The organism is Methylobacterium nodulans ORS 2060, assembly GCF_000022085.1.
Classification (GTDB): Bacteria; Pseudomonadota; Alphaproteobacteria; order Rhizobiales; family Beijerinckiaceae; genus Methylobacterium; species Methylobacterium nodulans.
Genome location: NC_011894.1, coordinates 3,667,659 through 3,690,595, shown reverse-complemented (window position 1 = coordinate 3,690,595; position 22,937 = coordinate 3,667,659). Strand labels below are relative to the sequence as shown.

Here is a 22,937-nt window from a genome sequence, read left to right as displayed (position 1 = left end):
TCAGGCCTCCCACCTGGACGAGCGGCGGCCCGTGCGCATGTCGCTCAGGGCGTCGTTGCCCGGGAAATCGTCTGCGGCGCCGCCCAAGGCCGGGTCGTGCCAGTCGCCGCTCTCGCCGACGTCGGCGCCCTGCGCGCCGGTTTCGGGCTCATCCTCGGCCGGAGCTGTCGCCGGGCCATTCCCGGGGGCCTCGGTATCGGTGAAGGCGTCCACAGCAGCCGAAGCGGTCGGCGGTGGGGCTGCAGCGAGCGCGTCGAGTCGCCCGGCCAACCCCCTAGGCGTGACATCGCGGGCCTGATCCGGCCCGCGCGGCGCGACCTCGATCTCGTCGTCCGCGTAGACGCCGAGCAACACGTCCGGGAAGTGCCGCCGGCAAAGCGCCCGACCCGAGAAGTAGGCGAGCTGCTGGTCGGGGTCCTGCTTCCACAGGGGCGAGTTCTTCGGCGTGATCTTGCCGAGCGGCGGGGAGAGGTAGTCGACCACCTCGTCCGGCTCGTCGGCGAGACGGGCCCAGGCGCGGCACCGCCGCTCGTCGCCGTCGCCTGTGTACTCGAACCGGATCCGGCCCTTAATCGGCGCGCGCTTCAGGATGACGGCCTGAACCAGCTTCGACTCGAAGGCGATCTGGTCGTTGACGAAGTAGGAGTTGTTCGCGACCGCGTAGGGCGACATCCCCCACTCGACGGCCTGGGTGCAGATCGCGAGGCAGGCGCCCGGGTTGCCACGCAGGTGCTTGCGGACGCCCGCTGACGAGACGGCCATCAGCTTGGCGAACTCCATCAGCTGGCCGGCATTGGCGAACGCGACGCCGCCGCTCTCGGCGGATACGGACAGGGCCGCGGTGGCGGCGGGATCAACGCGCTCGGCCACGCGGCGCTCGGCATCGGACAGGGTGAGGGCTCCAGCGGTCATGCGGCTGCCTTTCGGGGGGTGCGGATGGTGATGGTGGGGAAGAAGGTCGCCTGGACCGTGTAGGAGGCCCGGTGCTGGGTTTTGCGGACGATCAGCCGGCCGTCGCCGAGGGTCGCCTGGGTGTAGCCGGCGAGCTTCTCGATCAACTCGGCATCGAGGGCCTTCTTGACCTTCTCGGCTTCGCGGATTGTGACCGCCGCGGCGGCGCGCTCATCGACCAAGGCTGGCGCCCGGTTGTCGCCCGACAGGTCGAGCACCGGCAGGCCGTCATCTGGCGGGTAGAGCGCGGCGAGGGCATCGCCGTCGCGGCTGTAGTCGGCCGGCGGCGGCACGCCGTCCGCGACGCCCTGCCAGAAGGCGCGGACCTCCTGCACGAGGCGATCCCAGATCCCGGCGTGCAGCGGGATCTCGACTACGTGCAGATTGAGGTCGTGCCCGACCACGAGGAGCGCGACCGCCGCCCAGGCGGCTTTGGTCAGCCTCGCCTCGACAATCGCCTGGACGGCGATCCAGAGCGGCAGTTCGATCTCGCCGCCCTCGGTCCGCCACTTGTGCCGGAAGACGATATCGGAGGTCGTCTTCACCTGAATGATGCCCCGCCCGGGGCGCTCGGGATCGACGGCGTAGGCGTCCGGCGTGCAGCCGATCCGCAGCTCCGGGGCGCGCAGGTAGACATTGTTCGCCGGGGTCACCTTCCAGCGCGGCCGGTCCTCGCGCAGGACCTGCAGCGCATCGTCCTCGAGGAGTCGGCCCCGGCGCATCGCCAGGGTCTCGGTCGGATCCTCGGAGAGAAGCCCGGCCTTGAGCGCGTGGAGCTCGAAGCGGGTCGTGTACTCGTGGACCCCCAGCACGGCCCCCGCCACCGAGGCGGTGATGTCCTGGGCCCGCAGCGCGAGCCAGCCGGCGCGATCCTTTGCCGGGTTGATGCGGTGGCGCTCGATCTTCACGACGCGCCCCCGCCGACGCGCCGGAGGAAGTGCGCCGTCTCGGCCGACAGCGCATCGAGGTGGGCCGGGTCGAGCGGCGCCATGGCGCCTGCCGGCAGGACACCGGCCATCGCGTTGACCGCCGAGCAGATGATCTCGGCCCGCTCATGCACGATGGCCACCGAGGCGACCGGCATCGCCGAAGCGCAGGGCTTGCCCTCGGCGTCGACGATCATCCGGCCGGACCGCTCAACGACTGCCCACGGGGCCGGGCAGCCGAGCGCGCCGAGGTAGGCACGGAAGGTCTGGGAGGATTCGGCGGGCGTCACGACGCGCTCCTCTCGGCCCGAAGCCGATCGCGCAGGCGGATCTTCTCGACGAGCGAGAGGTGACCGGCCTTCAGGTTGCAGGGCTGGCAGGCGAGCGCTTGGTTCGCGATGTGATCCGGGCCGCTGTGCGTGCGGCTCAGGAGGTGCTCGCGCGTCGGCGGCAAGGTCTCGCTGAACGGCGCGTCGCAGTAGAAGCAGGTCGGGCCGTCGCGCTCGAGGAGTGCCCGGACAATCGGCTCGATCTTCGCGGGCGCTGTCTTGCCCGTCGCCGGGACGAAGCGCATCGCCTCGCCGCGCCGGAAGGTGGCGAGCGCCTCGGCAGCCTGCCCCGTCATGCGCGAGATCGGCTTGGTGTCGCTTCGGTAGATGATCGACACGCCCTGCGAGCCGCGGAAGCGGACCACTTCGTAGGGGTTGGTCGGCGCCAGGACCTCCGCGCCGTTGGCCGTGAGCCACGCGCGGAAGCGGGTCATCTCGTCGGGGCGCTTCGCGCGCGGAGTGCGGGCGGCGGCCATCACGACGCGCCTCCTGGCATGTCGAGGGCGACCAGCACGGTGTTGACGCTTGTGCCGGACGCCTTGAACGACCCCTCCGGCAGCGTCTCGACGGTGGCGTTGTGCTCGGCCAGGAAGTCGCGGAATTCGGCGACCTCGCGCACAGTCGAAAAGGTGATGCTCGCCGCCATGATGGCGATGAGCCGGCCGCCGGGCTTAAGGAACCGCACCGCATGGCGCACGTGGCGGATGTCCTGCCGCTTCGAGTACGGTGGGTTCATCACGACGCGGTCGTTGACCGGCGCAGGTGGCACGGCCACGAAGTCGCAGCAAGTGACGTCGAAACGTCCCGGCCCGATCTCGCTCAGCGCAAATGCCCGCTTCGGATCAAGCTCGAAGCATTGGACGTCAGCGCCCGCGTCCGCTGCCGGGATTGCCAGCGCGCCATTGCCAGCGCTGGGCTCCAGCACGAACATGCCAGGGTGAATGTCAGCTAGAGCGACGACGTGAGCGGCAAGCTCGGGCGGCGTGTCGAACTGCTGGAATTCTTGCCTGCGAGACGTGACCTCGCCGGTGAGCAAGATGGGCTCTATCGCGTCGGCCGCATCGCCGTCGAACAGGTGGGCCGCAGCCTTGCGGTTCCACTTTCCGCCCGCCGCCTGCAGCACGTTGTCGACGGCGGCGTAGAGCTTGCGATCGAGTTGCCCGAGATGCGCAAGCGACAGGGCGTTGCCGGTGCAGGTGGCGCGGTCGAGCACCGCCAGGACGTCGGGAGAGACGCGCATGGTCACGCCCTCCGCGCCTGCGCGACTGCCGCGTCCAGTTCGGGGATGATCACCCCGGCTGCGTGCCGCAGGACCTCCCGCACCTGATCCGCCAGGACCGGGTCAGCGAATGCAAGGAGCGCATCGATGCGCACCAGGTCGGTCGCAACGACCAGGAGAGCGCTGACGCTCTCCGCCGCCACCGCGGCGCGCCGCTGCGCTTCGAGGCTCGCGAAGGCGGGCAGGAAGCGTGCGTCGATCGGCCGACCGGTGCTGAGGCTGATGACGGAGCCGGTCATGACCGGCCCTCCGCCTTCGAGACGGCAGCCGTGCCCTTGCGGTGAAGCTCCTCGGCCTCCCGCACCATCGTGAACCACGCGTCCGGATCTTCCTCGTCCGGCTTCGGGCCACGTTCCTTGCAGTGGTCGATCAGAGACTTGAGCCACGAGAGAGGGCTAATCTCCGGGCAGTCTGGATCTCCGTGTAGTGCATCGAGCAGATCCGGCGCGGCTAGAATCAGGTTCGCGATCCGGCCCGCGTTCTTGGTCTCCTCGACTTCGATCGTCCCGCCATTCGATAGCCAGATGACCGTCGTGTCGGCGACGGGGTCGCCGTTTGCGTGTTCGACCGAGCCGAGCGACCAGGGAAGACTGTAGGGCGCGCTCATCAGCACCCCCGCCCGTGCGCCTGGAGGACGTATTCGCGGCGGCTTTCCTCGATGAAGTCGAGCTCGCCCGGGGCCGTCTCGGCCTCCTCGTTGGCGCACAGCCGCAGCCGCAGCGCCGAGGCCATGTCGTCCTCGTCGTTCGGGGTGAGCGCGTGCTCCTCAGGCGTCAGCAGCTCGAGGCGCAGGGTGTCGTAGGCGCGGCGGGCGGCGAAGGCCCGCTCCCGGACCTCGCGGATCACCGCGTCATCCGAGGCGCCAACCCGGGACAGCCCGGTGTCGCCGGCGTGGAGTGCGACGGTGACCTCGTCGAGGTAGCGCTCGGCGCAGAGCAGGGCGTCGCGGGCGGCCGCCAGCCGGGCAGCGACGAGGGACCGGGCGGTGATGCGCCTGGCGGGGAGGGTGAGGGCGGCCATCAGAGCACGCCCCCACGCACCGCGTTGACCAGCGCGCCGCCGCTCAGGGCCAGCGCGATGAGGATCGCCGCCGCGATGATGACGAGGCCCGTCGCGAGCCAATCGCGGTCCGCGGGCTCGCGCTGCGGCTCATCCTCGGGCAGCGGCCCGCGCAGGAACAGCGGCGGCTCGAAGGCGGGGAAGATCTCGGCGGGGAAGCGCGGCGCACGCGGGCGCGGCGCGGATGCGATCAGGTCGGGTTGGGGGCGGGTGAGCATGGCGGGCCATCCGTGGTGGATGGCTTAATGCTGTCACCAACCCGGTAACGGGTCAAGCACGCGTTTCCAACTAGGTGACAAAATTTGTCCGCGCGATGGTGACGCCGCAAACGAAAATGCCCCCCGCAAGGGCGGGGCTGTGGAGGAGACTGCTGTTGCGCAGAGCGGCTACGCCACAATAGCCTTGACCGCCTGCTCGATGCGCACGAGACGGGAGCTGGACTCATCGTTGTGAAGGATGCTGTCCCAAACATTTGAAGCAAATTGGATAGAGGAGAATTTATAACTGTCTTCTCAATCTAATGTCTTATGCGATAAATTAATGAATTTTAACTCTTGATTTACAGATGGCGACGCTCTATATTAACGCTATGAGCATGTGGACAGGCCGCGCAAAAGCTTGGCTTTCCGCCATCCTGGCGGGAAGCTGTCTTTGGCTTGTCTTACGGGCTATCAACAGTCAGAGTCAGATTGCGGCATTGTTTTGTGCCGTGCTGATTGGCGGTTGGGCTTGTTGCCTACTTCTTATCGAGCGGAAATGAGGTCTGCTCTCCTTGGAACTGCACAGGGGCGCCAAGAACCCGCCAGACGTTATAGTCCATTGCTTCCCAATGGCCGTCATTTAGTTCTTCGGTTACCTCAAGATCGACAGTCATCTCTACATTGCTTTTCATTACAATTGGAAATTTTCCTGACAAGACGGCATCAACAAATTGTGTATCGTGAACGGGGGCGCCGAACTCCTCCTTGCCAATGCGAAATTTCCATCTTCTTTTTCCAGGTACAAGAACCGGGCTTACAAGGATAACTTTTCTAATCCCTCTCGTAGTCCGGCGCTGGATAACTCTTTCGTTTCTTACGGCGCCACCGCTTCGACTTGCAAATTCGGATCGCGGGACAATGCTCGAAGGCTTTTTATTTCTATCTTTTGTTACCGCCACACCCTTAACAGCAGGGTCTTGAGACAGCTCCGCATATAGCCGCTCTGATGGCTTTTTGCCAGCATTGGCCTCTATCGCCCTTGCAACGAGATCTGCAATGTCTTTCTTGTCGTCGTCAGAGAGTTTTGCGAAATCTTTCCCGAATGCCTGCTCCCAAACATGATCTTCTATTTTTTCCACGACAAATCCAACCGCGCTTGTCCCAATCCAAGTTAAGCAAACAAATAAAACGGCATACAACGTCATCTCTTTCGGCCCCGCGGCTGAAAGAAATCTAACCTTTGTATTCAGAAATAGACTGCCCTCGGAACTGTCAATAAGTTCCAGTTTAACGTCGCTAAAAGGATCTATAAAGGCTGCAATTTCACGGACGGTTGCAGTCAGGGCAATTGCTGCACGGGCGGCCACCTCAAGATCCGCCTTTTGACCTTCTTCCAAATCAAGGTAGAGACTCAATTGGTCGGCCGACATCATCCTACCCCCAGATTGTTATGGATGGACTCGTAGCACGGCCAGAATATAGGTCAATAAAGACCGGAACCTCTCACGCGCCCCTCGGTGCAGCTGCTGCGTAAGGCCGCGAAGTCCGATGGCGAAGGGAGCACTGCTCACTCAGCCGCCTCGCCAATGATGCGCTTCAGCTACTGTGGTGCCTGCTTCGGCGCCGGAGCATCATCGTGCACGATCGTCACCTGCCTTCGCGGGAGGATGAGATAGATCATGGTGGCCTCGGCTATCTCCACATCCTCCATCGGAGAGGCGTTGTAGCTCTCCAGAGTGTAGAGATCGGGCTCGCTGCCACGCAGGACGCGCTTCAAATACCGGTTCCCGTCGGCCGTCTTCACTAGGGCCACGTCCCCGACCACCCGCGACACAGGCACCGGCTGATCAGTTACAATGATCAGATCTCCCGGATCGTACCTCGGCAGCATGCTATCACCCCAGACTTCGTAGGCCGAGAGACCGTCAGGTAGCGGAATGTTGATCCGGACGCGCACAGCTTCGTTTTGATGCACTTGAGTGACGTCGTTGTTGATATGACCGCCCGCCCCGACAAGACCGGCCACCCTGATATAGCTCGGACCAGCTTCTTCCATCAGCAACAATGCTGATGCCGAAACGCCCAATTTCGAGGCGATTAGTTGAGCGACAGGAGGGAGCAATTCTCGGCTGCCGTCTGCCCAACGATGGACGTTCTGCCGCGACGTGCCCAGCCGACGCGCCAGCTCGCTAGCGCTTACGCCGGACGCCTGCAGGGCTGCAGCGAGCCCATTTGGGTACTTCCCCTTCATAGAGCCGACCATGTCGCCTTTCCGGCAACAGCACCACGCACCGAGATGGTGACGAGCTCTTGCTTCGTATCCAGGATGGTGACATACTTGAGGCATGAAGCTCGCCGCCTACCTTGCCGATCGAGAGATCAAGGACTCCGACTTCGCTGCGCGGATCGGCGTCACGCGTCAGACGCTCTGGCGCTACAAGTCCGGCGAGCGCCGGCCTGAGTGGGACGTATTGGAGCGGATCTCGCGCGCTACGGACGGTCAAGTTACCCCCAACGACTTTCTGTCGGACGCGCCTACCGTCCCGTCTCTCCCCATCCCCACCATGGCGGAGGCGGCGCCGTGATCCGCCTCCTCCTCTCCTGGCTGGACCGGCGCATCGATGCGCGGATCAGCGCTCATCATCTTCGTTTGGCTGATGATCGCCTGACCGCGGAGCAGGTGGAGATTGAGCAGCGCGCTCGCGAATCTCGCGCTTTAGATCAGACAATTGGTCGAATGCTGTCTCGAATGACAGACGGCGCCGAAGATGGCCCACCGCACAACCAATGTCATAACCGCCCGTTTGCATCAAATCATCCTCAGCATCACGGAGCAACGCGATGACCATTCGTCGCTGGTCTCTATCGCATGCTATCCGGAAGATCATTGCCAACACGAGATTGAGTGCAGCGATTTCTGCCCTTGCGTCTTTATCGGTCATCTCATCTTCCATCGGTTCGGTTGGCGCCTCCGATGGTAGCAGTGCCGGGCGGCGTTCCGACCTGTTCCGCCGCCCGGCGTCTGCATTTGCTGTGGGAGGCGCCTGATGCGTGCCGCCCCGCAGCAGATCGGCCCCTTCCGCTACGCCACCATCGGCAACCGCGCCCGGGTGCAGGTCCCCTCCGCCGGCCCCTACGCCGACTGGCAGCTCGCTCGCAGCGAGGTCGCGCAGCTCCGGGACTGGTGCGACCGATTCCTCGACGGGGACGGCTGCTGCGCCGTCCCCGCCCCGACCGGCCTGCGCCTCGTCCGTGGCCTCTCTGCCGACGGCGACCGCCCCATGTTCGAGGAGGCCGGCGATGCGCGCGACTGATCTCCCGGCGATCCTCGCTGCCCATCTCGCGCTGCTGGCGCTGCTCGCCGGCGCGGTCGCGGGCGCCGCGGCGCTCCGGCCCGCCCGGGCCGTCCCCGTCGCGCCAAACGGCTCGGGCATCATCCTGCTGGAGCGCGGGTCATGACGGGCCCCGCACGGCTTCGTCCGCTTCAGGTGGATCCGCTCTCGGACGCCTTCGCGGCGGCCTATGAAGCCGGCGCCACCGTGGGTCAGGTCGCCGCCCTTCATCAGGTTAGCAAAGGCCGCGTCGCTCGCGCGCTGCGTCGCCGATGCGGCGTCCGTCTGCGGACGCGGTCCGAGGCGTCGGTGCTGGGCAACGCGAATTCGAGCTGGACGCGCATCCGGACGGAGCAGGCTCACGATCAACTGGCCGCCCTGCGAGCCGCGAACCAGGGCAAGCCCGAGAGAATTGCGGCATGCCTCGCGCGTGCCATTCACGCTCTGCGCGCTCGCGTCCGCATTGCCGGTCCGATGCCGGCCGATGCCCGCCGGATCGCTGCGGCCCACGCCGCCGGGCTGACCCTCGACGACATCGCGATGGTGTTCGGCGTCGGCCCGGTCGAGGCCGTGGCGGCGATCGCCGCACAGAGAGGGCGCTGACATGGCGTCCTCAACCAACATGCCCGCTCGGGCATACGAGACGGGGGGGCGCTTCGAGGGTGGCGCAGACGCCGGGAAACGTCGGGGGAACCCTCCTCAAGGAGGTGCGAGTAGCAGCCGCGGTGAACGTCGCCCTACCGACGTGACGGGCGGGAGAGACCGCCAAGCGCCCAGCCGGCTTCGAGACCTGTCGCTGGCTGGGCGCACCCATTCCGTTCGCGCCGGCCACCCAGCCCGCGCCCCGAGGCCCCTCGTGGGCGATTCCTCCCTGTCTGACCCCCTCTCCCCGTGCGGAGAGGGGGGCTTTTTGGGGCCGCAATTCCGACGTGCCGCGTTCGGCGGCATGTGCGCCCGCGCCTTGTACTCCCTTCCAGATCACGACCCTGGCGCGGGCGCTCCTCTTCTGCGCGACCGTCACAAGCCGGCAAGCAAAGCCGGTCGCGCCTGCGTATCTGCGTTTGGTCTCAACCCTCCTCATGTGTGGCCCCCGTCTCTTCGCCCAAGAAGAAGCACGGACGAGCCCCCATGTTCAGGAAGTCGGAGCGCCAAAAAGTGGTAGCCGCCCTCTCGATCGCCATGGAGATCGACGACGACAGCCTCGCGCAGGCGTGGACGCGTCGCCTTGAACGCCAGACCGCAGCACGTCTCGGGCGCCCCATCGACGAGGTCCGAGAACAGGTGGCCCGCGAAGTCGGCGGCGCCACCACCGCCGGGATGATCCGCAACGTCAGCGAGGGCCGGACCAAGGGCGTCCGGTCCTGGCTGTTCCGGCGCCTCCGCGCCCGCGTCATCGCCGACCTGCAGCACGAGTTGAAGGCGCTCACCCATGAGCTTGAGGTCGCTCATCTCGCCGGCCTGGACGTCGATCTGCGTGCGGTTGCGGAGGTGGAAGCGGATCTGGAGCGGGTCCGGGAGGCCCTCGCGCGACTGGTTCCCGCGCCTCTGGCAGCGAGAGCGCCGGCTGGAGCGGTTCGATCGCCGGAGGCGGTGAGCCGTGGCTGAGCGCGTCGAGCGCTCCCCTGCCGGCTGGGCCGATGAGACCTCCGATTCCTGAATAACCCTGGCGGCCCGGCGCCGCCCAACCGTGGAGCGACGTCGTGGCGGAGAGGATGAGCAAGGCCGGTGGCAAGACCGGCGTGCATCATGAGGTGCTGAAGACCCTGATCAGCCGGTGCGACGGGCTGAAGTCCGACATGGACGAGTCCCGCGGCGAACTCGGAGCGCTGATCAAGGATGCCGAGGAGACGCACGGTATCAACCGCAAAGCCTTCAAGCTGGCCCTGCAATGCAATCGCATGGAGCCGGACAAGCGCGCCGATTTCATCCGCTCGTTCCGCGACTATTGCAACAAGCTCGGGTTCAACGCCCAGCTCGACATGTTCGAAGACGACGAGACCGGTGAGACCGGGGCGGAGGAGCCGGCGGACGAGGGCGCCGCAACCGCGAAGGCGAACGCCGAGGCGATCAAGGAGGGCATCAAGCCCACTGGCTCCGGTCGGAAGCGGGGCGGCTCGGCCGAGGCGGTGCACTGAGCCATGGCCCTGCGCAAGATCCTCACTCTCGACCTCGCCACGCGCTGCGGCTGGGCCTGCGGCGCGCCCGGGTCGGAACCGACCTACGGGACGAAGGTCCTGCCCTCGACAGGCGAGGACATCGGGCGCTTCGCAGACGCCTTCAACACGTGGCTGCTCGACATGATCACGCTGGAAAACCCGGCGCTGATCGTGTTCGAGGCACCGATCCTCGCCGGCCAGACCACGCTCGCCACTGCGCGCAAGCTCACCGGATTGGCTTGGCACACCGAGTTCGTGTGCAGGGTGCGGGAGGTGCGCTGCAAGGAGGCGCACCTTCAGAGCGTGAAGAAGTTCTTCGCGGGGTCAGGGCGCGCAGACAAGGAGGCCATGATCGCAGCCGCTCGCCGGTTCGGCTGGGCGCCGAAGACCTCGGATGAAGCTGACGCGCTCGGGCTTTGGGCCTTCTCGGTTCATCAGGAAGCGCCGCGCTTTGCCTCTCGATTTGCCGTCGGTGGTCTTGCCCGGGCAGGTGTCGCATGAAGGAGGAATGGCGCCTCGTCCCCTCGCTGCCGATCTATGAGGCATCCTCCCTCGGCAACCTCCGGCGCGTCAGCTCGGCCTGTGCGGATGGCAAGCCGCTCCAGATCAAGGGAACGGTGTTCAGCAATGGATATCGCTACCTGCAGACCACCTTCGGGCAGCCCAAGGGTAAGAGGCTCGCGGTCGGTTTTCATCGACTCATCTGCGAGGCGTTCCACGGCCCATCGCCGTTTGTGGGCGCGATCCCGCGCCATCTCAATGGCGATCCGCTGAACAATGTCCCGGAAAATCTCGCATGGGGAACGGCGAAGGAGAACGCCGCCGACCGGAGACTGCACGGCCGCGATCTCCTCGGCGAGAAACACAGATCGGCGAGGCTCGTCGACGAGCATGAGGTTATCGCCATCTTCGTGCTTCGCCGACGCGGCCTTACGGGAGAGGAGATTGCTGACCTCTTCGGTATGAACCGCAATTCGGTGAACAAGGTGCTTGCGCGAACAGCGTGGGCGCATGTCGACGTGCCGGAATCGCTGCTCCTCGGCGCGGCGGAGGCACAGCAGGCATATTGCGGCCGTGCTCCTCGGCACGCCGGCCGCTTCCTGGCCGGTCCCCTCGGCGCCCGACCGCTGAGGGCCGCATGAAGACGCGCGACCACCGAGCGGTGATGGCGAGCCGGCGCGAGCCGCCTGACAGCTTAGAGTTTTTCCCGACGCCTCCCTGGTCTACTCGCGCGCTCTGCGAGCTGCTGCGGGCTCGCGAGATCCCGCTTTACGCGCTCCACGCATGGGAGCCCGCCTGCGGACAGGGCCACATGGTCGGGCCGCTGGGCGAGTATTTCCAGCACGTCGAGGCGAGCGACATCTTCGATTATGGGCGCGGCTTCCGCGTCCATGACTTCCTTCAGGAGGGCGAGAGCGCGCTGCGGCCAGCCTTCGTGGTGACGAACCCGCCCTTCTCTAAGAGTCCGTTGGGAAAGGGTCATTTCATAGTGATTGACGCGAGAAGCCGAGTTATAGAGGCGAAAAGCATAGCCGCCGCCGAGATGTGAAGCAGCGTATCGTAATCCAGCTTGAGACGGCGCGACACCGTGAGAGCGCCGATGCTTTGCTCAATCCGCCATCGTTTCGGCAGAAGCACAAAGCCCTTCCCAAATTGCGGCCGTACGACCACTTCCACGACACGGCTCGTGCCAGCCTGAACCGCCTCAATGAAACGGGCCTTGTACCCACCGTCCACCACGATTGTCTTGATCCAGGGACAGAGACGAACCAAGCGCTTGACGAGCGGGATCCCGCCCTCTTGATCCTGAACGTTGGCCGGAGTGATCATCACCGCAAGCAGGCGTCCGTCGCTGTCGACCGCCAGATGCCGCTTGCGCCCCAGCACTTGTTTCGCCGCATCGTACCCGCGCTCGCCTTGCGGGGCGTCACACTTCACCGCCTGGGCATCCACAATCGCCAGCGTTGGACTGGCTTCTTTCCCGGACTTCTCACGATCCCTCATCACGAGATGATGGTTGATCCGGTCCATGTGGCCGCCATCGGTGAGCAACCGCCAGTAATCGTAGCAGAGACTGGCGGGCGGCAGATCCTTTGGCATGGCATCCCAGGGAATGCCGTACCGCTGCACGTAGCGGATGCCGTTCATGATGTCCCGAATAGGATAGGTCCGGGGCCGCCCGATCCCCTCCGCGACAGGAAGCAGTGGCTCCAGGGTGAGCCACTCGTCGTTCGTCATATCACTCGGGTATCTCTGGCTGCGACGATCATAGCGCGGCCGATTTGCAGCGGTCCAGACCAAGGAGGGGCCATTCATCCATTCGAGACGAGCAGACATGCTCTATCATCCCGCATTTTCTCTTGGCCACCCTTTCCCAACGGACTCTAAGGCGGTCGATTTCGTGGAGAGGGGGCTGGCGATTGCCACGCGCGGGGTCGCCGTCTTGGTCAGGACGTCCTGGCTGGAAGGTGGCGAGCGCCACCGCCGCCTGTTCGCCGAGCGCCCGCCGACCATCGTGGCGCAATTCTGCGAGCGCGTGGCCATGACGAAAGGCCGATGGGATCCGTCTGCCACGACGGCGACCTCGTATGCGTGGTGCGTGTGGCTTCTCCGCAATCGCTCGCCACGCGCGGAGTTCACCTGGATCCCGCCCGGGACCCGAGCCCGCTGCACGCGCCCGGACGATGCCCGCCGCTACGGCGTTCAGGCGGATGCCCCGCTGCTCGCTTTGGCGGAGGCCTGACCATGGCCGAGCCCTACAACCCGAAGCATCCGACCCGGCCCGTGCCGCTCGCGCGCATGGCCGAGTGCATGGCCTTCGCCATCCTGCGCCACCCGCTCGGGTATTGGTCCTATCTCGGCCGCTTCGCCGACAACCCGACCTTCAAGCTGCCGGACCACTGGGCGTGGATCGACATTCCGGACGCGCTTGAGGACGCCGCGCACCTTGTTGCGGATCTGGCGAAACTCGCGGCCTTCCTGCCCGGCGGAGAGCGCGAGGTGCGCCGGATGATCCACGGCCGCATCGAGGAGCTCGAGGCGGCAGCCGAGGCTGCTCGCCAGACGGCGGAGCGCCGCCATGGGTGAGGTTATCCATCTCTGCCCGCGGCCGGACGCCCGTGAGCGCGAGGCGTACGACGCCTTTCGCGCCTCTCTGCAGCGCGCTCAGTCCTCAGGGCGGCTCGTCGACATGCGCGTCGCTGTCGAGGCCTTCGACGCGTGGATGGCGGTGAGCCGCGAGCTTGAGAACGAGCGGGGGCGGCGATGAGTGGCCGCATCGTCCCCTTCGCAGCGCCTGCGCTCGACGAGACGCTCCCGCACAGTGTGGAGACCGAGCAGGCCCTGCTTGGCGCAATCCTGGTCAACAACGACGCGCTGGCGCTCGTCTCGGTACTCGTTGGCCCCGAGCACTTCTTCGTGCCGGAGCACGCCACGATCTTCCAGCAGGTCGCGGCCATGGTGAGCGCCGGCCTCAATGCCAATGCGCTGACGCTGAAACCCTACCTGGGCGACGCCGATCTCGGCGGCATGACGGTGAGCCAGTACCTCGCCCGCCTCTCGGCCGAGGCGTCCACCGTGTCTGGGGCACCCGGCTACGCCCAGATCATCCGCTCGCTCGCCACCCGCCGCGACCTCATCAAGGCCGCTCGACGGATGGAGGAGCGCGCCCGGTTCGGCGGCGTGGAGGTGACCTCCGACGAGATCATCGACGAGGTCGAGGCCAAGCTGCAAGAGATCCGGCTTGACGTGTCGCGCCTCACGGCGCCGCGGAAGGGCTTGCAGCAGATCACGGACACACTGCTGGCAGCGATCGCGGCCGCGCGCAGCGGGACGTCCTCCCCGGTGCCGACGAGCGGCTTCAAGGACATCGATCGCGCCATTGGCGGCGGACTGCGAGCGGGCCGGTTGATCGTTCTCGCCGGCAGGCCCGGCATGGGGAAGACGATCCTCGGCCTCGGGATCGCGCGTCGAAGCGCCAAGAGCGGGGCTGGCGCGGCTTTCTTCAGTCTCGAAATCGATGATGAGGAGCTGGGCGCGCGATGCATCGCCGATATGCTCGCTCGGTCGCAGTACCCGCTGGCCTATCGCGACATCCTCGCGGGTCAGGAACTCACCGACGGCGACGTTGAGCGCATCCAGACCGCGGCACTCACCCTGGAGCGCCTGCCGCTCCACCTCGATGCCGAATCCGGGCTGACCATCGCCCAGATCGCGGCGCGGGCGAAAGCTGTCCAGGACCACTTCCGGAAGGCGGGCACGCCGCTCGGCGTCGTCGTGATCGACTACCTCGGCCTCGTGTGTCCGAGCGATCGCTACCGCGGGCAGAAGGTAGACGAGGTCGGCGAGATCGCGCTCGCCTGCAAGGAGATGGCAAAGAAGCTCGGCGTGTGCGTCGTGCTGTTGGCGCAGTTGAACCGCGGTGTGGAGGGGCGCGAGGACAAGCGCCCGCTGATGTCCGACCTGCGCGATTCCGGGAACATCGAGGAGCACGCCGACGTGGTCGGACTGCTCTACCGCCCGCACTACTACACCGTGAATTCCCCGGGCTTCAGGGACGGTGACCCCGTGATTGTCGACCGGGCCGCACAGCAGGAGCATGTGCTGCATCTTGGTCTGGGCAAGAACCGCCTCGGGCCGACCGGCAATGTCGAGCTCTGGTGCAGCGTCGCGCGCTCGGCCGTGCGCGATGTGCAGCGGTGGTGAGCGATGGCGTTCGGCATCGACAAGCTCGCCACCCAGATCGCCGAGATGGTCGAGGCGGAAATCCGCTCCTCGTTCGACGGATCTGCTCGTTCAATAGACAGCCCGATTGAGCGGCTGTTCCTGGCGGCAATCCTCGGCCTGTGCGCGCACGTTCCGAAATATGAGCAGCTCGGCCTTGGTGGCTGCGACCGGGTGCCTGACGCCGCAGACTTCAATCATCGCGGTTACTTGCTGCTCGGCCGGCAGGTGCGGGTACTCGACTGGCCGGCCGACTTCCTCCTGTCGGTTCAGCGCATCGAGGACGGCGCTGTGTTCCGGGTCGTCGTCGAGTGCGACGGCCATGAGTTTCATGAGCGGACCAAGGAGCAAGCCGCTCGAGATCGATCCCGCGACCGTGCGCTGCAGGCGCGCGGCTGTGTGGTGATGCGCTTCACCGGCTCGGAGGTCTACCGGGATCCGGTGCGGTGCGCGTGTGAGGCGCTCGATTGGTGCCTTGCCCGCATGACGGAGGTGCCGACCACATGACCGGCACCGTCTATGGCAAGTGGTACTGGAGCGATTGGCTGTCCGACCCCGGCGTGCGCGCGTCTTCGTACGCCGCCCGCGGGCTCTGGATGGATCTGCTCTGCATTGCGGCGACGGCCGACCCGACCGGCTACGTCGTCTTGAACGGCCGACCCCTCATCGCATCAGACATCGCCCGACTGACCGGCGGTGACGCCTCTGAGGTGGAAATCCTTCTCGACGAGCTAGCACGGAACGGCGTCTTCACCCGCGACAGGCACGGCAGGATCTACAGCCGCCGCATGGTCCGCGAGGCCAAGAGCGCGAAAATCTCGCGCGAAAACGGCAAAAAGGGAGGTAACCCAAACCTCAGAAAACAAAAGGGAATTCCGGACCGGGATAACCCCCCGGATAAGGGGGGCCTTAACACCCAGAAGCCAGAAGCCAGAAGCCAGCTAGCGCTGGCTGCGCGCGCGAGACCCGGAAGAGGGTGGCTGAGGCGTTCAAGGAACTGGCCCCCCAGCGCCTTGTGCCAGACACCAACCGCGTCGCGGTGTGGCTGGCTCAGGGTTACGAGCCCGAGTTGATCGTTGCCGTCGTTCGTGAAGTGCTGGCCCGCAAGCCAGACGTCGGGTCCTTGAGTTACTTCGATAAACGACTATCCGAAGCGCGAACGAGCGGCAAAACGCTACATCGGACCGAAGATCCGAATGGAGAGCCACGAATAGACTTCGGGGGCGGATTTGTCTGGCCGCGAAGTAGTGTTGAGAAGGCCATTGCGAACTGGCAGGAGGATCCGACGCGCTGGCCGGAATCCGCTCTTGGCCCACCACCTGGCGCGCCCGGCTGCCGCGTACCACCCAACCTCCTGCCGCAGAGCCTGCACTGACCCCGAATCCCGCCCCACCGCGGGCCAACCCGGGCGGCCGAGCCGCCCCACACCGGAGACCGACCATGTCCGACACGCCCACCACCACGCCCGACCACCACGCCGGCCTGACCGCCCGCATCGTCGGCGCCTACGTCGCCCACACCGCCGTTCCCCCTGCAGAGCTGCCCGGCCTCATCGCCTCGGTGCATGGCGCGCTCGAGGCGCTGAGCCGACCGGCCGAGCCCGAGGCGCCCGCCCTCGTCCCGCCCGTGCCGATCCGCAAGACCGTCACGCCCGACGCGATCATCTCGCTGGAGGACGGCAAGCCGTACCGGACCCTGGAGCGCCACCTCGCCGGTCGCGGCCTCACGCCCGAGCAGTATCGGGCCAAGTGGGGCCTGCCAGTCGACTACCCGATGGTCGCGGCGAACTACGCGGCGCATCGATCGGAACTCGCTAAGGCCTCGGGGTTGGGCCGGCATGGCGCCCGAACCGGCCTTCCGAAGATCGCCGCCTGAGGCCCTATCGGCCGGCGCTGCGGTGCCGGCCTGATCCAGCCATCGGGGCGCGAGATGAGCCGCAAGCGTGGGAACCGGAAGCGCCGCAGGACGGAGGAACGTCGCATGATCGACCAAGCCAAGACCTGGTTCGTCGTCCAGACCGGCCCGGCGCGGGAGCGCCGCGTCGTGGAGCTCCTGGCGCGCGAGGGCGCCGATACCTGGCTGCCGCTCTTCCGCGTCACGACCGTCCGGCGGGGGCGCAAGGTCGATGACTTCGAGAAGGTCTTCGCGAGCTACGTCTTCGCCGGCCTTGACGAGGAGACGATGCGGCGGCGGGGCACCTCGGTGCTGTTCGACTGCGACCATGTGTTGGACGTGCTCGGCGTCGACAGGCCGCTGCCATTCCCGGCTGATGCACTGCAGGTCCTCGCCGATCGGCTGGCAGGTCATAACCGCGACGAGACCGAGGAGGGTAGGCGCCGCACCGAAGCCGCGAAGATCCAGGTCGGCGAGATGCGGAGGATCATCAACGGCCCGTTCATGAGCTTCTTCGCCGAGGTCGAGGAGGTGCTGTCGAACGGAATCATCAAGGCTGGTGTGCGGATCTTCGGGCGGATCACGCCCGTAGAATTCACACCCGATCAGCTGGATGCCGCTTGACTCTGGGACAGCGTTCTGAATCCATGCGCGCGGATGACCGGATTGTGAGCTGCGCTCCTCAGAGGGTGTGCCTGCCGGCCCAGGTGGCGGATGTGCCGACCACCGCGAAGGGCGGATTCTGCGTCCGCTTGAAAACAATCAAGGCATTTCAAGATGGCGCACGGCGGTAGGCGCGCCGGTGCCGGGCGTAAGAAGGGCTCCATCACGCGGCGGTCGCAGGAGATCGTCGCCCGCGCATCGGCCGAGGGCATATCGCCCCTCGAAGTGATGCTGACCGCCATGCGCCGCCACGCGAAGGCTCGGCGCTGGGATCAGGCCGCGGCGCTCGCCAAGGATGCTGCCCCCTACATGCACCCTCGCCTTCAGGCGGTGGCCCACACTGGACCGAACAACGGGCCAATCCTCACCGCCGACCTGACCAGGGCCACGAATGAGCAGCTTGACGCGCTCGAAGCTCTCCTCGGTCCGCTTGCCGGCACCGCCGGCGGTGATGCTGAGGATGGTGAGGGAGGAGAGGGCCCGGCGGACGGCTGAGGCCCAACGGCAAGCCCTCGACCGCGACGCCGAGGTCATCCGGGCCCGCTGCCAATCCCTCGCCGGGTTCGTGCGCGAGGCCTGGCACGTTCTGGAGCCCAACGCCCCGCTGATCTGGAACTGGCACCTTGACGCGTTCTGCGTCCACCTCGAGGCGATCACGGCCGGGCGGCTGAACCGGCTCCTGATCAACGTGCCGCCCGGCTCGTCGAAAAGCCTCGTCGTCTCGGTGATCTGGCCGGCCTGGGAGTGGGGCCCGAAGGGGCGGCGCTCCCTGCGCTACCTCGCCACCGCCTTCAACGACGGGCCGGTGACGCGCGACACCCGCAAGATGCGCGACCTCGTCCTGTCGCCCTGGTACCGCCGCCTGTGGCCCGAGGTCGTGTTGAGCCGCGCCGGCGAGACGAGTTTCGCGAACAGCTCGACGGGGACCCGCGAGGGCGTGCCGTTCGGATCGCTCACCTCGCAGCGTGGGGACAGATTGCTGATTGACGATCCCCATAGCACGGAGACCGCCGAGAGCGCGGCCGAGCGCAACCGGACCACCCGCAAGTTCCGCGAGGGCGCGATCAACCGCCTCAACGACCAGGAGCGATCGGCGATCGTGGTGGTGATGCAGCGCCTGCACGAGGACGACATCTCGGGCACGATCCTGAAGCTCGGCATGGGCTACACCCACCTCTGCCTGCCGATGGAGTTCGAGCCGGAGCGGCGGTGCCGGACGCCCTTCTTCGTCGACCCGCGGACGCAGGACGGCGAGCTCCTCGACCCGGTGCGATTCCCGCGCGCCACCGTCGAGGCGCTGAAGCGCGATGCCGGCTCCTACGCCTACGCGGGGCAGTACCAGCAGCGCCCGGCCCCGCGCGAGGGCGGCCTGTTCAAGCGCTCCTGGTTCTCCGTCGTGCGCGCCGCGCCGGCGGGCTGCGTCTGGGTGCGGGCCTGGGACCTCGCCGCCAGCGAGGCCAAGCAGGGCAGCCAGCCCGCCTACACCGCCGGCCTGAAGCTCGGGCGCGGCCCGGACAAGCGGCTCTACATCGCGGACGTGCGCCGGGATCGGCTGTCGCCCGGCGGGGTGGAGCGCATGATCGTCAACACGGCCCAGCAGGACGGCCGCGACTGCCGCATCTCGCTCCCCCAGGATCCTGGGCAGGCCGGCAAGGCCCAGGCGCAGTATCTGATCCGCCAGCTCGAGGGCTTCGTCGTGCGGGCCACGCCTGAGAGCGGGGACAAGGTCACCCGGGCCGAGCCGGTCTCCGCCCAGGCCGAGGCGGGCAACATCGTGCTTGTCGAGGGGGCCTGGAACGACGCCTTCCTCGATGAGGTCGCGTCCTTCCCGAACGGCGCCTTCAAGGACCAGGTCGATGCGCTGTCGCGCGCCTTCGGCGAGGTCGCGAAACCGGCCTACGGCATGCTGGCGGTGACCGGCTGATGTGGCTCGTCGACAACCTCTTCAACCTGATCTCCGGCCTCGGCACGGCCAAGGACAAGACGGTCGGCAACGTCCACGTCTTCGTCCCGCGGCCCCTGCCCGAGATCCAGGCGGCCTATCGGGGCAACTGGATCGCCCGCAAGGTCGTGGACGTGGTCGCCTTCGACATGCTGCGCGAGTGGCGCGCCTGGAAGGCGGAGGATGCGCAGGTCGAGGCGATCGAGGCAGCGGAAACCGCGCTCGGCGTCCGGCAGAAGCTGCTCGACGGCCTGCGGATGGCCCGGCGCGACGGCGGCGCAGCGCTCCTCATCGGTGATGGAGCGTCGGATCCGGCGCAGCCATTGGTGCCGGAGCGCCTGGGCAAGGGCAGCATCCGCTACCTCCACGTGCTCGGCCGGGAGGAGATCACGCCCGGCGAGCCGGACCGGGATCCGGCCTCGCCCTGGTTCGGGGAGCCCGTGTCCTGGCAGCTCGTCAGCGCGACGCGCGGCCAGCAGGCGATCCACCCCTCCCGCGTGGTCCGTCTCATCGGCGCGCCCATTCTGGAGAGCGTGCAGAGCGCGACCGAGCGGGGCTGGGGCGACAGCGTGCTGCAGGCCGTGTTCGAGGCCGTGGACCAGGCCACGTCTTCGGCCGCCTACGTCAACGCCATGCTGCCCGAGGCCAAGCAGGACGTCATCAGCGTCCCGGGCCTGTCGCAGCATCTCTCGACCGAGGAGGGCACCCGGCGGCTCACCGACCGCTTCGCCTACGCCGCCCGGATGAAGAGCATGTTCGGCATGCTCCTGCTGGAGGGCGATGGGAAGAGCCCCGACGGCGAGGTGTTCGAGCAGAAGCAGATCAGCTTTGCTGGCCTGCCCGACGTGGTGCGGCTGTTCCTGCTCATCGCGGCCGGCGCGGCCGACATCCCGGCGACACGCCTGCTCGGCCAGTCGCCGTCCGGTCTCAACGCCACTGGGGACAGCGACACCCGCAACTACTACGACCACGTGGCGGCCCGGCAGAAGGTGGAGCTCACCCCGGCGATCCGCCGCCTCGACGAGCTGCTGATCCGCCACGCGCTCGGCGCCCGTCCGCCCGAGGTTTGGTACGAGTGGAACCCGCTCTACCAGCCGACCCAGAAGGAGAAGGCCGACGCCTTCAAGACGGTGGCGGACGCGGTGGCGGTCCTCGCCAAGGCTAAGCTCGCGCCTCTGGAAATCCTCGCGCAAGGCACCAAGGGCGCCGCGGTCGACAGCGGCCTCTTCCCGGGTATCGACGCAGCCTATGAGGAGCACGGCGACGCGCCGCTGACCGAGGGCGAGCTCGACGCCGACCAGTTCGGGCCGGACGGCCAGCCGGCCGAGGGCTTCACCGGCACCGGCAACGTGGTCCCGCTCCGCGGCCGAGTGGCCGGCGGCCAGCAGGTTGCCGATGCCGCGCCCCGCACGCTCTACGTCAGCCGCAAGCTGCTCAATGGCGCCGATCTCCTCGCCTGGGCGAAGAGCCAGGGCTTCACCGATCTCTATCCGGCCGGTGAGCTCCACGTGACCATCGCCTACAGCCGCCAGCCCGTGGACTGGATGGCGGTCGGCCCGACCTGGCAGGGCGCCGAGCTCAAGGTCGAGGCTGGCGGGCCGCGCCTCGTCGAGCGCTTCGGCGATGTCGTCGTTCTGCTGTTCTCATCCAGCGAGTTGCGCTGGCGCTGGCAGGAGATCCGGGACGCCGGCGCGGCGTGGGACCACCCGGACTACCAGCCGCACGTCAGCTTCGCGCTCTCGGCCGACGGCGTCGATCTGGATCAGGTCCAGCCCTACAACGGGCCGCTCGTGTTCGGGCCGGAGATCTTCGAGCCGATCACCGAGAACTGGCGGGCAAGGCTCGCCGAGGACAGCCTGGGAGGTGGGCCGAACGCCACCCTCCCTTTTCGGGACGCGTACAACCCGAACCAGCGGCGTGACGCGCGCGGGCGGTGGACCTCTGGCCTAGAGCCGCTCCCGATCAGGTTGAAGCGTAAGCATCATCCTCGTATCCAGCAGCTGTGAAGTAGTTGCGGCACTCAGCCGGCGAGAAGCATTTGAAGGCTTGGTGGATCGCCGCCCAGAGTTCACTGACACTGCGGGCCGCCGCCCTGCGCAACAGCGCTTTCAGCTTGGCGAAGGCCTGCTCAATCGGGTTGAACTCAGGTGAGTACGGAGGAAGATAAAGCAGCCGGGCCCCGGTTGCCGCGATCGCCTCGCGCACGCCGGCCACCTTGTGAGCGCCCAGATTGTCCAGGATCACGGTGTCGCCGGGTCTCAGGGTGGGGACCAGGGTGTCGGTCACGTAGGCGCGGAAGCGTTCGCCCGTCACAGGGCCGTCCAGCAGAGCGATCGCGTCAGGCCCGCTCGTGCGCAGCCCGGCAATCACAGTGGTGGTTTTCCAGTGCCCTGCGGGTGCCGCGAGGCGGCAACGCTCGCCGCGCGGGGCCCAGCCGTAGCGGCGGACCATGCTGGTGGTGGCGGCGGTCTCATCCAGGAACACCAGTCGCTCCGGATCCAGCTCAAGCTGGCCGGCAAACCACGCCTCACGAGCCGCCTTTACATCCTCCCGCTCCTGCTCAGCTGCGTACGTCGCCCTTTTTTCCGCGTGATGCGGTGCCGGGCGAAGAAGCGCGACAGGCTACTGCGGCTGACCGGAACGCCTTGCTCCTGGAGCGTCTCGCAGAGCTCATGCAGGAAGCTCTGCGGGTGGGCTTGGTAGGTCTGCAGGATGAGCTCGGCATGAGCCTCGATGCGCTGCGAGCGCTGGTCGCCGCCCATGGGCTTGGGCGTGACATCTCCCTGGCCCTCCTGCTGCCTGGACCAGCGGCTGACGCTGGCCACGCTGACCCCGAAGCGCGCGGCGGCCTGATGGCAGGAGGCGCCTTCTGCAACGGCCGAGACGACGCGCTGGCGCAGGTCGACAGACAAAGCTGAGGGCATGGGCCACCTCCGTTGAGCCGCCCCCCCGGGGACCGGCCAACGCGTTGCCATCACCACGGTTTCAACCCGCTCGGACCCCGCTCTAGCCCAACTCCTCGAGGCTGTTGGCCAGCCACGTTCCGGCGTGCTGCGCGCCTCGTTGGGTCGGGTGTCGCGGTCGGGCGAAATCGGCAGATTGACTAACATCGACGTTCGAGGCTTCCGGCACTCGATCTCACAGGATGGTATTAGCCACACGCTGAAGAAGCATGGCAATGCAAAAGCTGAGGCAGCGCGCGGCCAAGTCGCCATCACACAGCTGGATTTCGCACTCGCTCGCGAGATCGTTCGGCAGCCGGACAGACTCTTGCCGGGTGACCCGAACCCAGCGAATGGCCAGCCGCGAATCATCATTGAGAAGTCGATCCGCGGGCGAACCTATACCTACATCGGGGAGGTTCAGCGTGCGAAACGACGGATCGAGATGGTGTCGATGTGGAAGAGGTGAGGTGTCGCGATGCTCGATGCCTGATCCGAAGATCCCCCCGAGCTTTACGTCCAAAACGGCTCGCGACTGACCCA

Annotated in this window: 35 protein-coding genes; 21 read left to right on the top strand and 14 right to left on the bottom strand. The window is 66.8% G+C overall.

Features of this window, described 5'->3' with window-relative positions; genetic code table 11:
* The 11 genes from MNOD_RS41535 to MNOD_RS41530 form a co-directional block, all read right to left on the bottom strand.
* Entirely contained in the window at positions 1-912 is a 912-nt protein-coding gene (locus MNOD_RS41535; protein ID WP_015930152.1) for a recombinase RecT, read from the bottom strand.
* The gene (locus MNOD_RS16920; RefSeq protein ID WP_015930151.1) at positions 909-1,859 is read right to left on the bottom strand and encodes a YqaJ viral recombinase family nuclease; all 951 of its coding nucleotides are present in this window, start codon (positions 1,857-1,859) and stop codon (positions 909-911) included. The genes MNOD_RS41535 and MNOD_RS16920 overlap by 4 nt, the downstream gene beginning before the upstream one ends.
* Positions 1,856-2,167, bottom strand: a complete 312-nt coding sequence (locus tag MNOD_RS16915; RefSeq protein ID WP_015930150.1) for a hypothetical protein — start codon at positions 2,165-2,167, stop codon at positions 1,856-1,858. Before MNOD_RS16915 ends, MNOD_RS16920 begins: the two co-directional genes overlap by 4 nt.
* A complete protein-coding gene (locus tag MNOD_RS16910) occupies positions 2,164-2,682 on the bottom strand; it encodes an HNH endonuclease (RefSeq protein WP_015930149.1) in 519 nt (172 codons plus the stop codon). Before MNOD_RS16910 ends, MNOD_RS16915 begins: the two co-directional genes overlap by 4 nt.
* Complete coding sequence (locus MNOD_RS16905; RefSeq protein WP_015930148.1) at positions 2,682-3,446, bottom strand: type I restriction-modification system methyltransferase subunit-like protein; 765 nt, start codon at positions 3,444-3,446, stop codon at positions 2,682-2,684. The genes MNOD_RS16910 and MNOD_RS16905 overlap by 1 nt, the downstream gene beginning before the upstream one ends.
* A gap of 2 nt (positions 3,447-3,448) precedes the next feature.
* The gene (locus MNOD_RS16900; protein ID WP_015930147.1) at positions 3,449-3,724 is read right to left on the bottom strand and encodes a hypothetical protein; all 276 of its coding nucleotides are present in this window, start codon (positions 3,722-3,724) and stop codon (positions 3,449-3,451) included.
* On the bottom strand, positions 3,721-4,092 hold the full coding sequence (locus MNOD_RS49145) for a hypothetical protein (protein ID WP_015930146.1): 372 nt from the start codon (positions 4,090-4,092) through the stop codon (positions 3,721-3,723). Before MNOD_RS49145 ends, MNOD_RS16900 begins: the two co-directional genes overlap by 4 nt.
* The gene (locus MNOD_RS16890) at positions 4,092-4,505 is read right to left on the bottom strand and encodes a hypothetical protein (protein ID WP_015930145.1); all 414 of its coding nucleotides are present in this window, start codon (positions 4,503-4,505) and stop codon (positions 4,092-4,094) included. The genes MNOD_RS49145 and MNOD_RS16890 overlap by 1 nt, the downstream gene beginning before the upstream one ends.
* Entirely contained in the window at positions 4,505-4,762 is a 258-nt protein-coding gene (locus tag MNOD_RS16885) for a hypothetical protein (RefSeq protein WP_015930144.1), read from the bottom strand. The genes MNOD_RS16890 and MNOD_RS16885 overlap by 1 nt, the downstream gene beginning before the upstream one ends.
* 518 nt (positions 4,763-5,280) lie before the next feature.
* On the bottom strand, positions 5,281-6,177 hold the full coding sequence (locus MNOD_RS46750) for a hypothetical protein (RefSeq protein WP_157091487.1): 897 nt from the start codon (positions 6,175-6,177) through the stop codon (positions 5,281-5,283).
* Positions 6,178-6,344: 167 nt separating this feature from the next.
* Positions 6,345-7,007: a LexA family transcriptional regulator gene (locus MNOD_RS41530; RefSeq protein ID WP_015930142.1), complete on the bottom strand. Its 663-nt coding sequence runs from the start codon at positions 7,005-7,007 to the stop codon at positions 6,345-6,347.
* An 82-nt stretch (positions 7,008-7,089) separates the two neighbouring features.
* On the opposite strand from MNOD_RS41530, the gene MNOD_RS16875 reads away from it, so the two are divergent.
* Positions 7,090-7,329, top strand: coding sequence for a helix-turn-helix domain-containing protein (locus MNOD_RS16875; protein ID WP_015930141.1), 240 nt, complete (start codon positions 7,090-7,092; stop codon positions 7,327-7,329).
* A 45-nt stretch (positions 7,330-7,374) separates the two neighbouring features.
* On the opposite strand, the gene MNOD_RS46745 is transcribed toward MNOD_RS16875, so the two are convergent.
* Positions 7,375-7,698, bottom strand: coding sequence for a hypothetical protein (locus tag MNOD_RS46745; RefSeq protein ID WP_157091486.1), 324 nt, complete (start codon positions 7,696-7,698; stop codon positions 7,375-7,377).
* A gap of 93 nt (positions 7,699-7,791) precedes the next feature.
* Between MNOD_RS46745 and MNOD_RS16870 the strand changes: the two genes are divergently transcribed.
* From MNOD_RS16870 to MNOD_RS46735, 8 genes are all read left to right on the top strand, one after another.
* Positions 7,792-8,058, top strand: coding sequence for a hypothetical protein (locus MNOD_RS16870; RefSeq protein ID WP_015930140.1), 267 nt, complete (start codon positions 7,792-7,794; stop codon positions 8,056-8,058).
* Positions 8,045-8,203 (top strand): hypothetical protein, encoded by a 159-nt coding sequence (locus MNOD_RS46740; RefSeq protein WP_015930139.1) that lies wholly within the window; start codon positions 8,045-8,047, stop codon positions 8,201-8,203. The genes MNOD_RS16870 and MNOD_RS46740 overlap by 14 nt, the downstream gene beginning before the upstream one ends.
* Positions 8,200-8,679 carry a hypothetical protein gene (locus MNOD_RS16865; protein ID WP_015930138.1) on the top strand — a complete coding sequence of 160 codons (480 nt, stop codon included), beginning with the start codon at positions 8,200-8,202 and terminating at the stop codon, positions 8,677-8,679. The genes MNOD_RS46740 and MNOD_RS16865 overlap by 4 nt, the downstream gene beginning before the upstream one ends.
* Positions 8,680-9,255: 576 nt before the next feature.
* Complete coding sequence (locus tag MNOD_RS16860; protein WP_043748875.1) at positions 9,256-9,681, top strand: hypothetical protein; 426 nt, start codon at positions 9,256-9,258, stop codon at positions 9,679-9,681.
* A gap of 107 nt (positions 9,682-9,788) precedes the next feature.
* Entirely contained in the window at positions 9,789-10,211 is a 423-nt protein-coding gene (locus MNOD_RS16855; protein ID WP_015930136.1) for a hypothetical protein, read from the top strand.
* Positions 10,212-10,214: 3 nt separating this feature from the next.
* Entirely contained in the window at positions 10,215-10,733 is a 519-nt protein-coding gene (locus tag MNOD_RS16850; protein ID WP_015930135.1) for a RuvC family protein, read from the top strand.
* Positions 10,730-11,374 (top strand): HNH endonuclease signature motif containing protein, encoded by a 645-nt coding sequence (locus tag MNOD_RS41525; RefSeq protein WP_015930134.1) that lies wholly within the window; start codon positions 10,730-10,732, stop codon positions 11,372-11,374. Before MNOD_RS16850 ends, MNOD_RS41525 begins: the two co-directional genes overlap by 4 nt.
* Complete coding sequence (locus MNOD_RS46735; protein ID WP_015930133.1) at positions 11,371-11,781, top strand: hypothetical protein; 411 nt, start codon at positions 11,371-11,373, stop codon at positions 11,779-11,781. Before MNOD_RS41525 ends, MNOD_RS46735 begins: the two co-directional genes overlap by 4 nt.
* Here MNOD_RS46735 and MNOD_RS16835 read toward each other — a convergent pair.
* Positions 11,712-12,569 (bottom strand): IS5-like element ISMno12 family transposase, encoded by an 858-nt coding sequence (locus MNOD_RS16835; RefSeq protein WP_015927380.1) that lies wholly within the window; start codon positions 12,567-12,569, stop codon positions 11,712-11,714. The genes MNOD_RS46735 and MNOD_RS16835 overlap by 70 nt on opposite strands.
* Between MNOD_RS16835 and MNOD_RS16830 the strand changes: the two genes are divergently transcribed.
* The 11 genes from MNOD_RS16830 to MNOD_RS42375 all read left to right on the top strand — a co-directional run bounded on the left by MNOD_RS16830 (position 12,568) and on the right by MNOD_RS42375 (position 21,458).
* On the top strand, positions 12,568-12,975 hold the full coding sequence (locus MNOD_RS16830) for a hypothetical protein (RefSeq protein WP_050783353.1): 408 nt from the start codon (positions 12,568-12,570) through the stop codon (positions 12,973-12,975). The two genes, MNOD_RS16835 and MNOD_RS16830, sit on opposite strands and share 2 nt — an antisense overlap.
* A gap of 2 nt (positions 12,976-12,977) precedes the next feature.
* A complete protein-coding gene (locus MNOD_RS16825; protein ID WP_015930132.1) occupies positions 12,978-13,319 on the top strand; it encodes a hypothetical protein in 342 nt (113 codons plus the stop codon).
* Positions 13,312-13,500: a hypothetical protein gene (locus MNOD_RS16820; protein WP_015930131.1), complete on the top strand. Its 189-nt coding sequence runs from the start codon at positions 13,312-13,314 to the stop codon at positions 13,498-13,500. Before MNOD_RS16825 ends, MNOD_RS16820 begins: the two co-directional genes overlap by 8 nt.
* Positions 13,497-14,936 (top strand): replicative DNA helicase, encoded by a 1,440-nt coding sequence (locus MNOD_RS16815; RefSeq protein WP_015930130.1) that lies wholly within the window; start codon positions 13,497-13,499, stop codon positions 14,934-14,936. Before MNOD_RS16820 ends, MNOD_RS16815 begins: the two co-directional genes overlap by 4 nt.
* 3 nt (positions 14,937-14,939) lie before the next feature.
* On the top strand, positions 14,940-15,461 hold the full coding sequence (locus tag MNOD_RS16810) for an endonuclease domain-containing protein (protein ID WP_015930129.1): 522 nt from the start codon (positions 14,940-14,942) through the stop codon (positions 15,459-15,461).
* A complete protein-coding gene (locus tag MNOD_RS46730) occupies positions 15,458-16,027 on the top strand; it encodes a hypothetical protein (RefSeq protein WP_015930128.1) in 570 nt (189 codons plus the stop codon). Before MNOD_RS16810 ends, MNOD_RS46730 begins: the two co-directional genes overlap by 4 nt.
* A gap of 367 nt (positions 16,028-16,394) precedes the next feature.
* Entirely contained in the window at positions 16,395-16,829 is a 435-nt protein-coding gene (locus MNOD_RS16805) for a Ros/MucR family transcriptional regulator (RefSeq protein ID WP_015930127.1), read from the top strand.
* A 105-nt stretch (positions 16,830-16,934) separates the two neighbouring features.
* Complete coding sequence (locus MNOD_RS16800; protein WP_015930126.1) at positions 16,935-17,471, top strand: transcription termination/antitermination NusG family protein; 537 nt, start codon at positions 16,935-16,937, stop codon at positions 17,469-17,471.
* Between the two features lie 153 nt (positions 17,472-17,624).
* A complete protein-coding gene (locus MNOD_RS16795) occupies positions 17,625-18,005 on the top strand; it encodes a hypothetical protein (protein WP_015930125.1) in 381 nt (126 codons plus the stop codon).
* Positions 17,962-19,434 (top strand): phage terminase large subunit, encoded by a 1,473-nt coding sequence (terL, locus tag MNOD_RS16790; protein ID WP_015930124.1) that lies wholly within the window; start codon positions 17,962-17,964, stop codon positions 19,432-19,434. Before MNOD_RS16795 ends, terL begins: the two co-directional genes overlap by 44 nt.
* Positions 19,434-21,458 carry a phage portal protein gene (locus MNOD_RS42375; protein ID WP_015930123.1) on the top strand — a complete coding sequence of 675 codons (2,025 nt, stop codon included), beginning with the start codon at positions 19,434-19,436 and terminating at the stop codon, positions 21,456-21,458. The genes terL and MNOD_RS42375 overlap by 1 nt, the downstream gene beginning before the upstream one ends.
* Here MNOD_RS42375 and MNOD_RS43470 read toward each other — a convergent pair.
* A protein-coding gene (locus tag MNOD_RS43470) for an IS630-like element ISMno11 family transposase (protein ID WP_076611772.1) occupies positions 21,415-22,376 on the bottom strand; the annotation gives its coding sequence in 2 pieces (ribosomal slippage) (positions 21,415-22,037 and positions 22,037-22,376; 963 coding nt in all). The genes MNOD_RS42375 and MNOD_RS43470 overlap by 44 nt on opposite strands.
* A gap of 124 nt (positions 22,377-22,500) precedes the next feature.
* Between MNOD_RS43470 and MNOD_RS16770 the strand changes: the two genes are divergently transcribed.
* Positions 22,501-22,863 carry a PBECR3 domain-containing polyvalent protein gene (locus MNOD_RS16770; protein WP_210161793.1) on the top strand — a complete coding sequence of 121 codons (363 nt, stop codon included), beginning with the start codon at positions 22,501-22,503 and terminating at the stop codon, positions 22,861-22,863.
* The last annotated feature ends 74 nt before the right edge of the window (positions 22,864-22,937 follow it).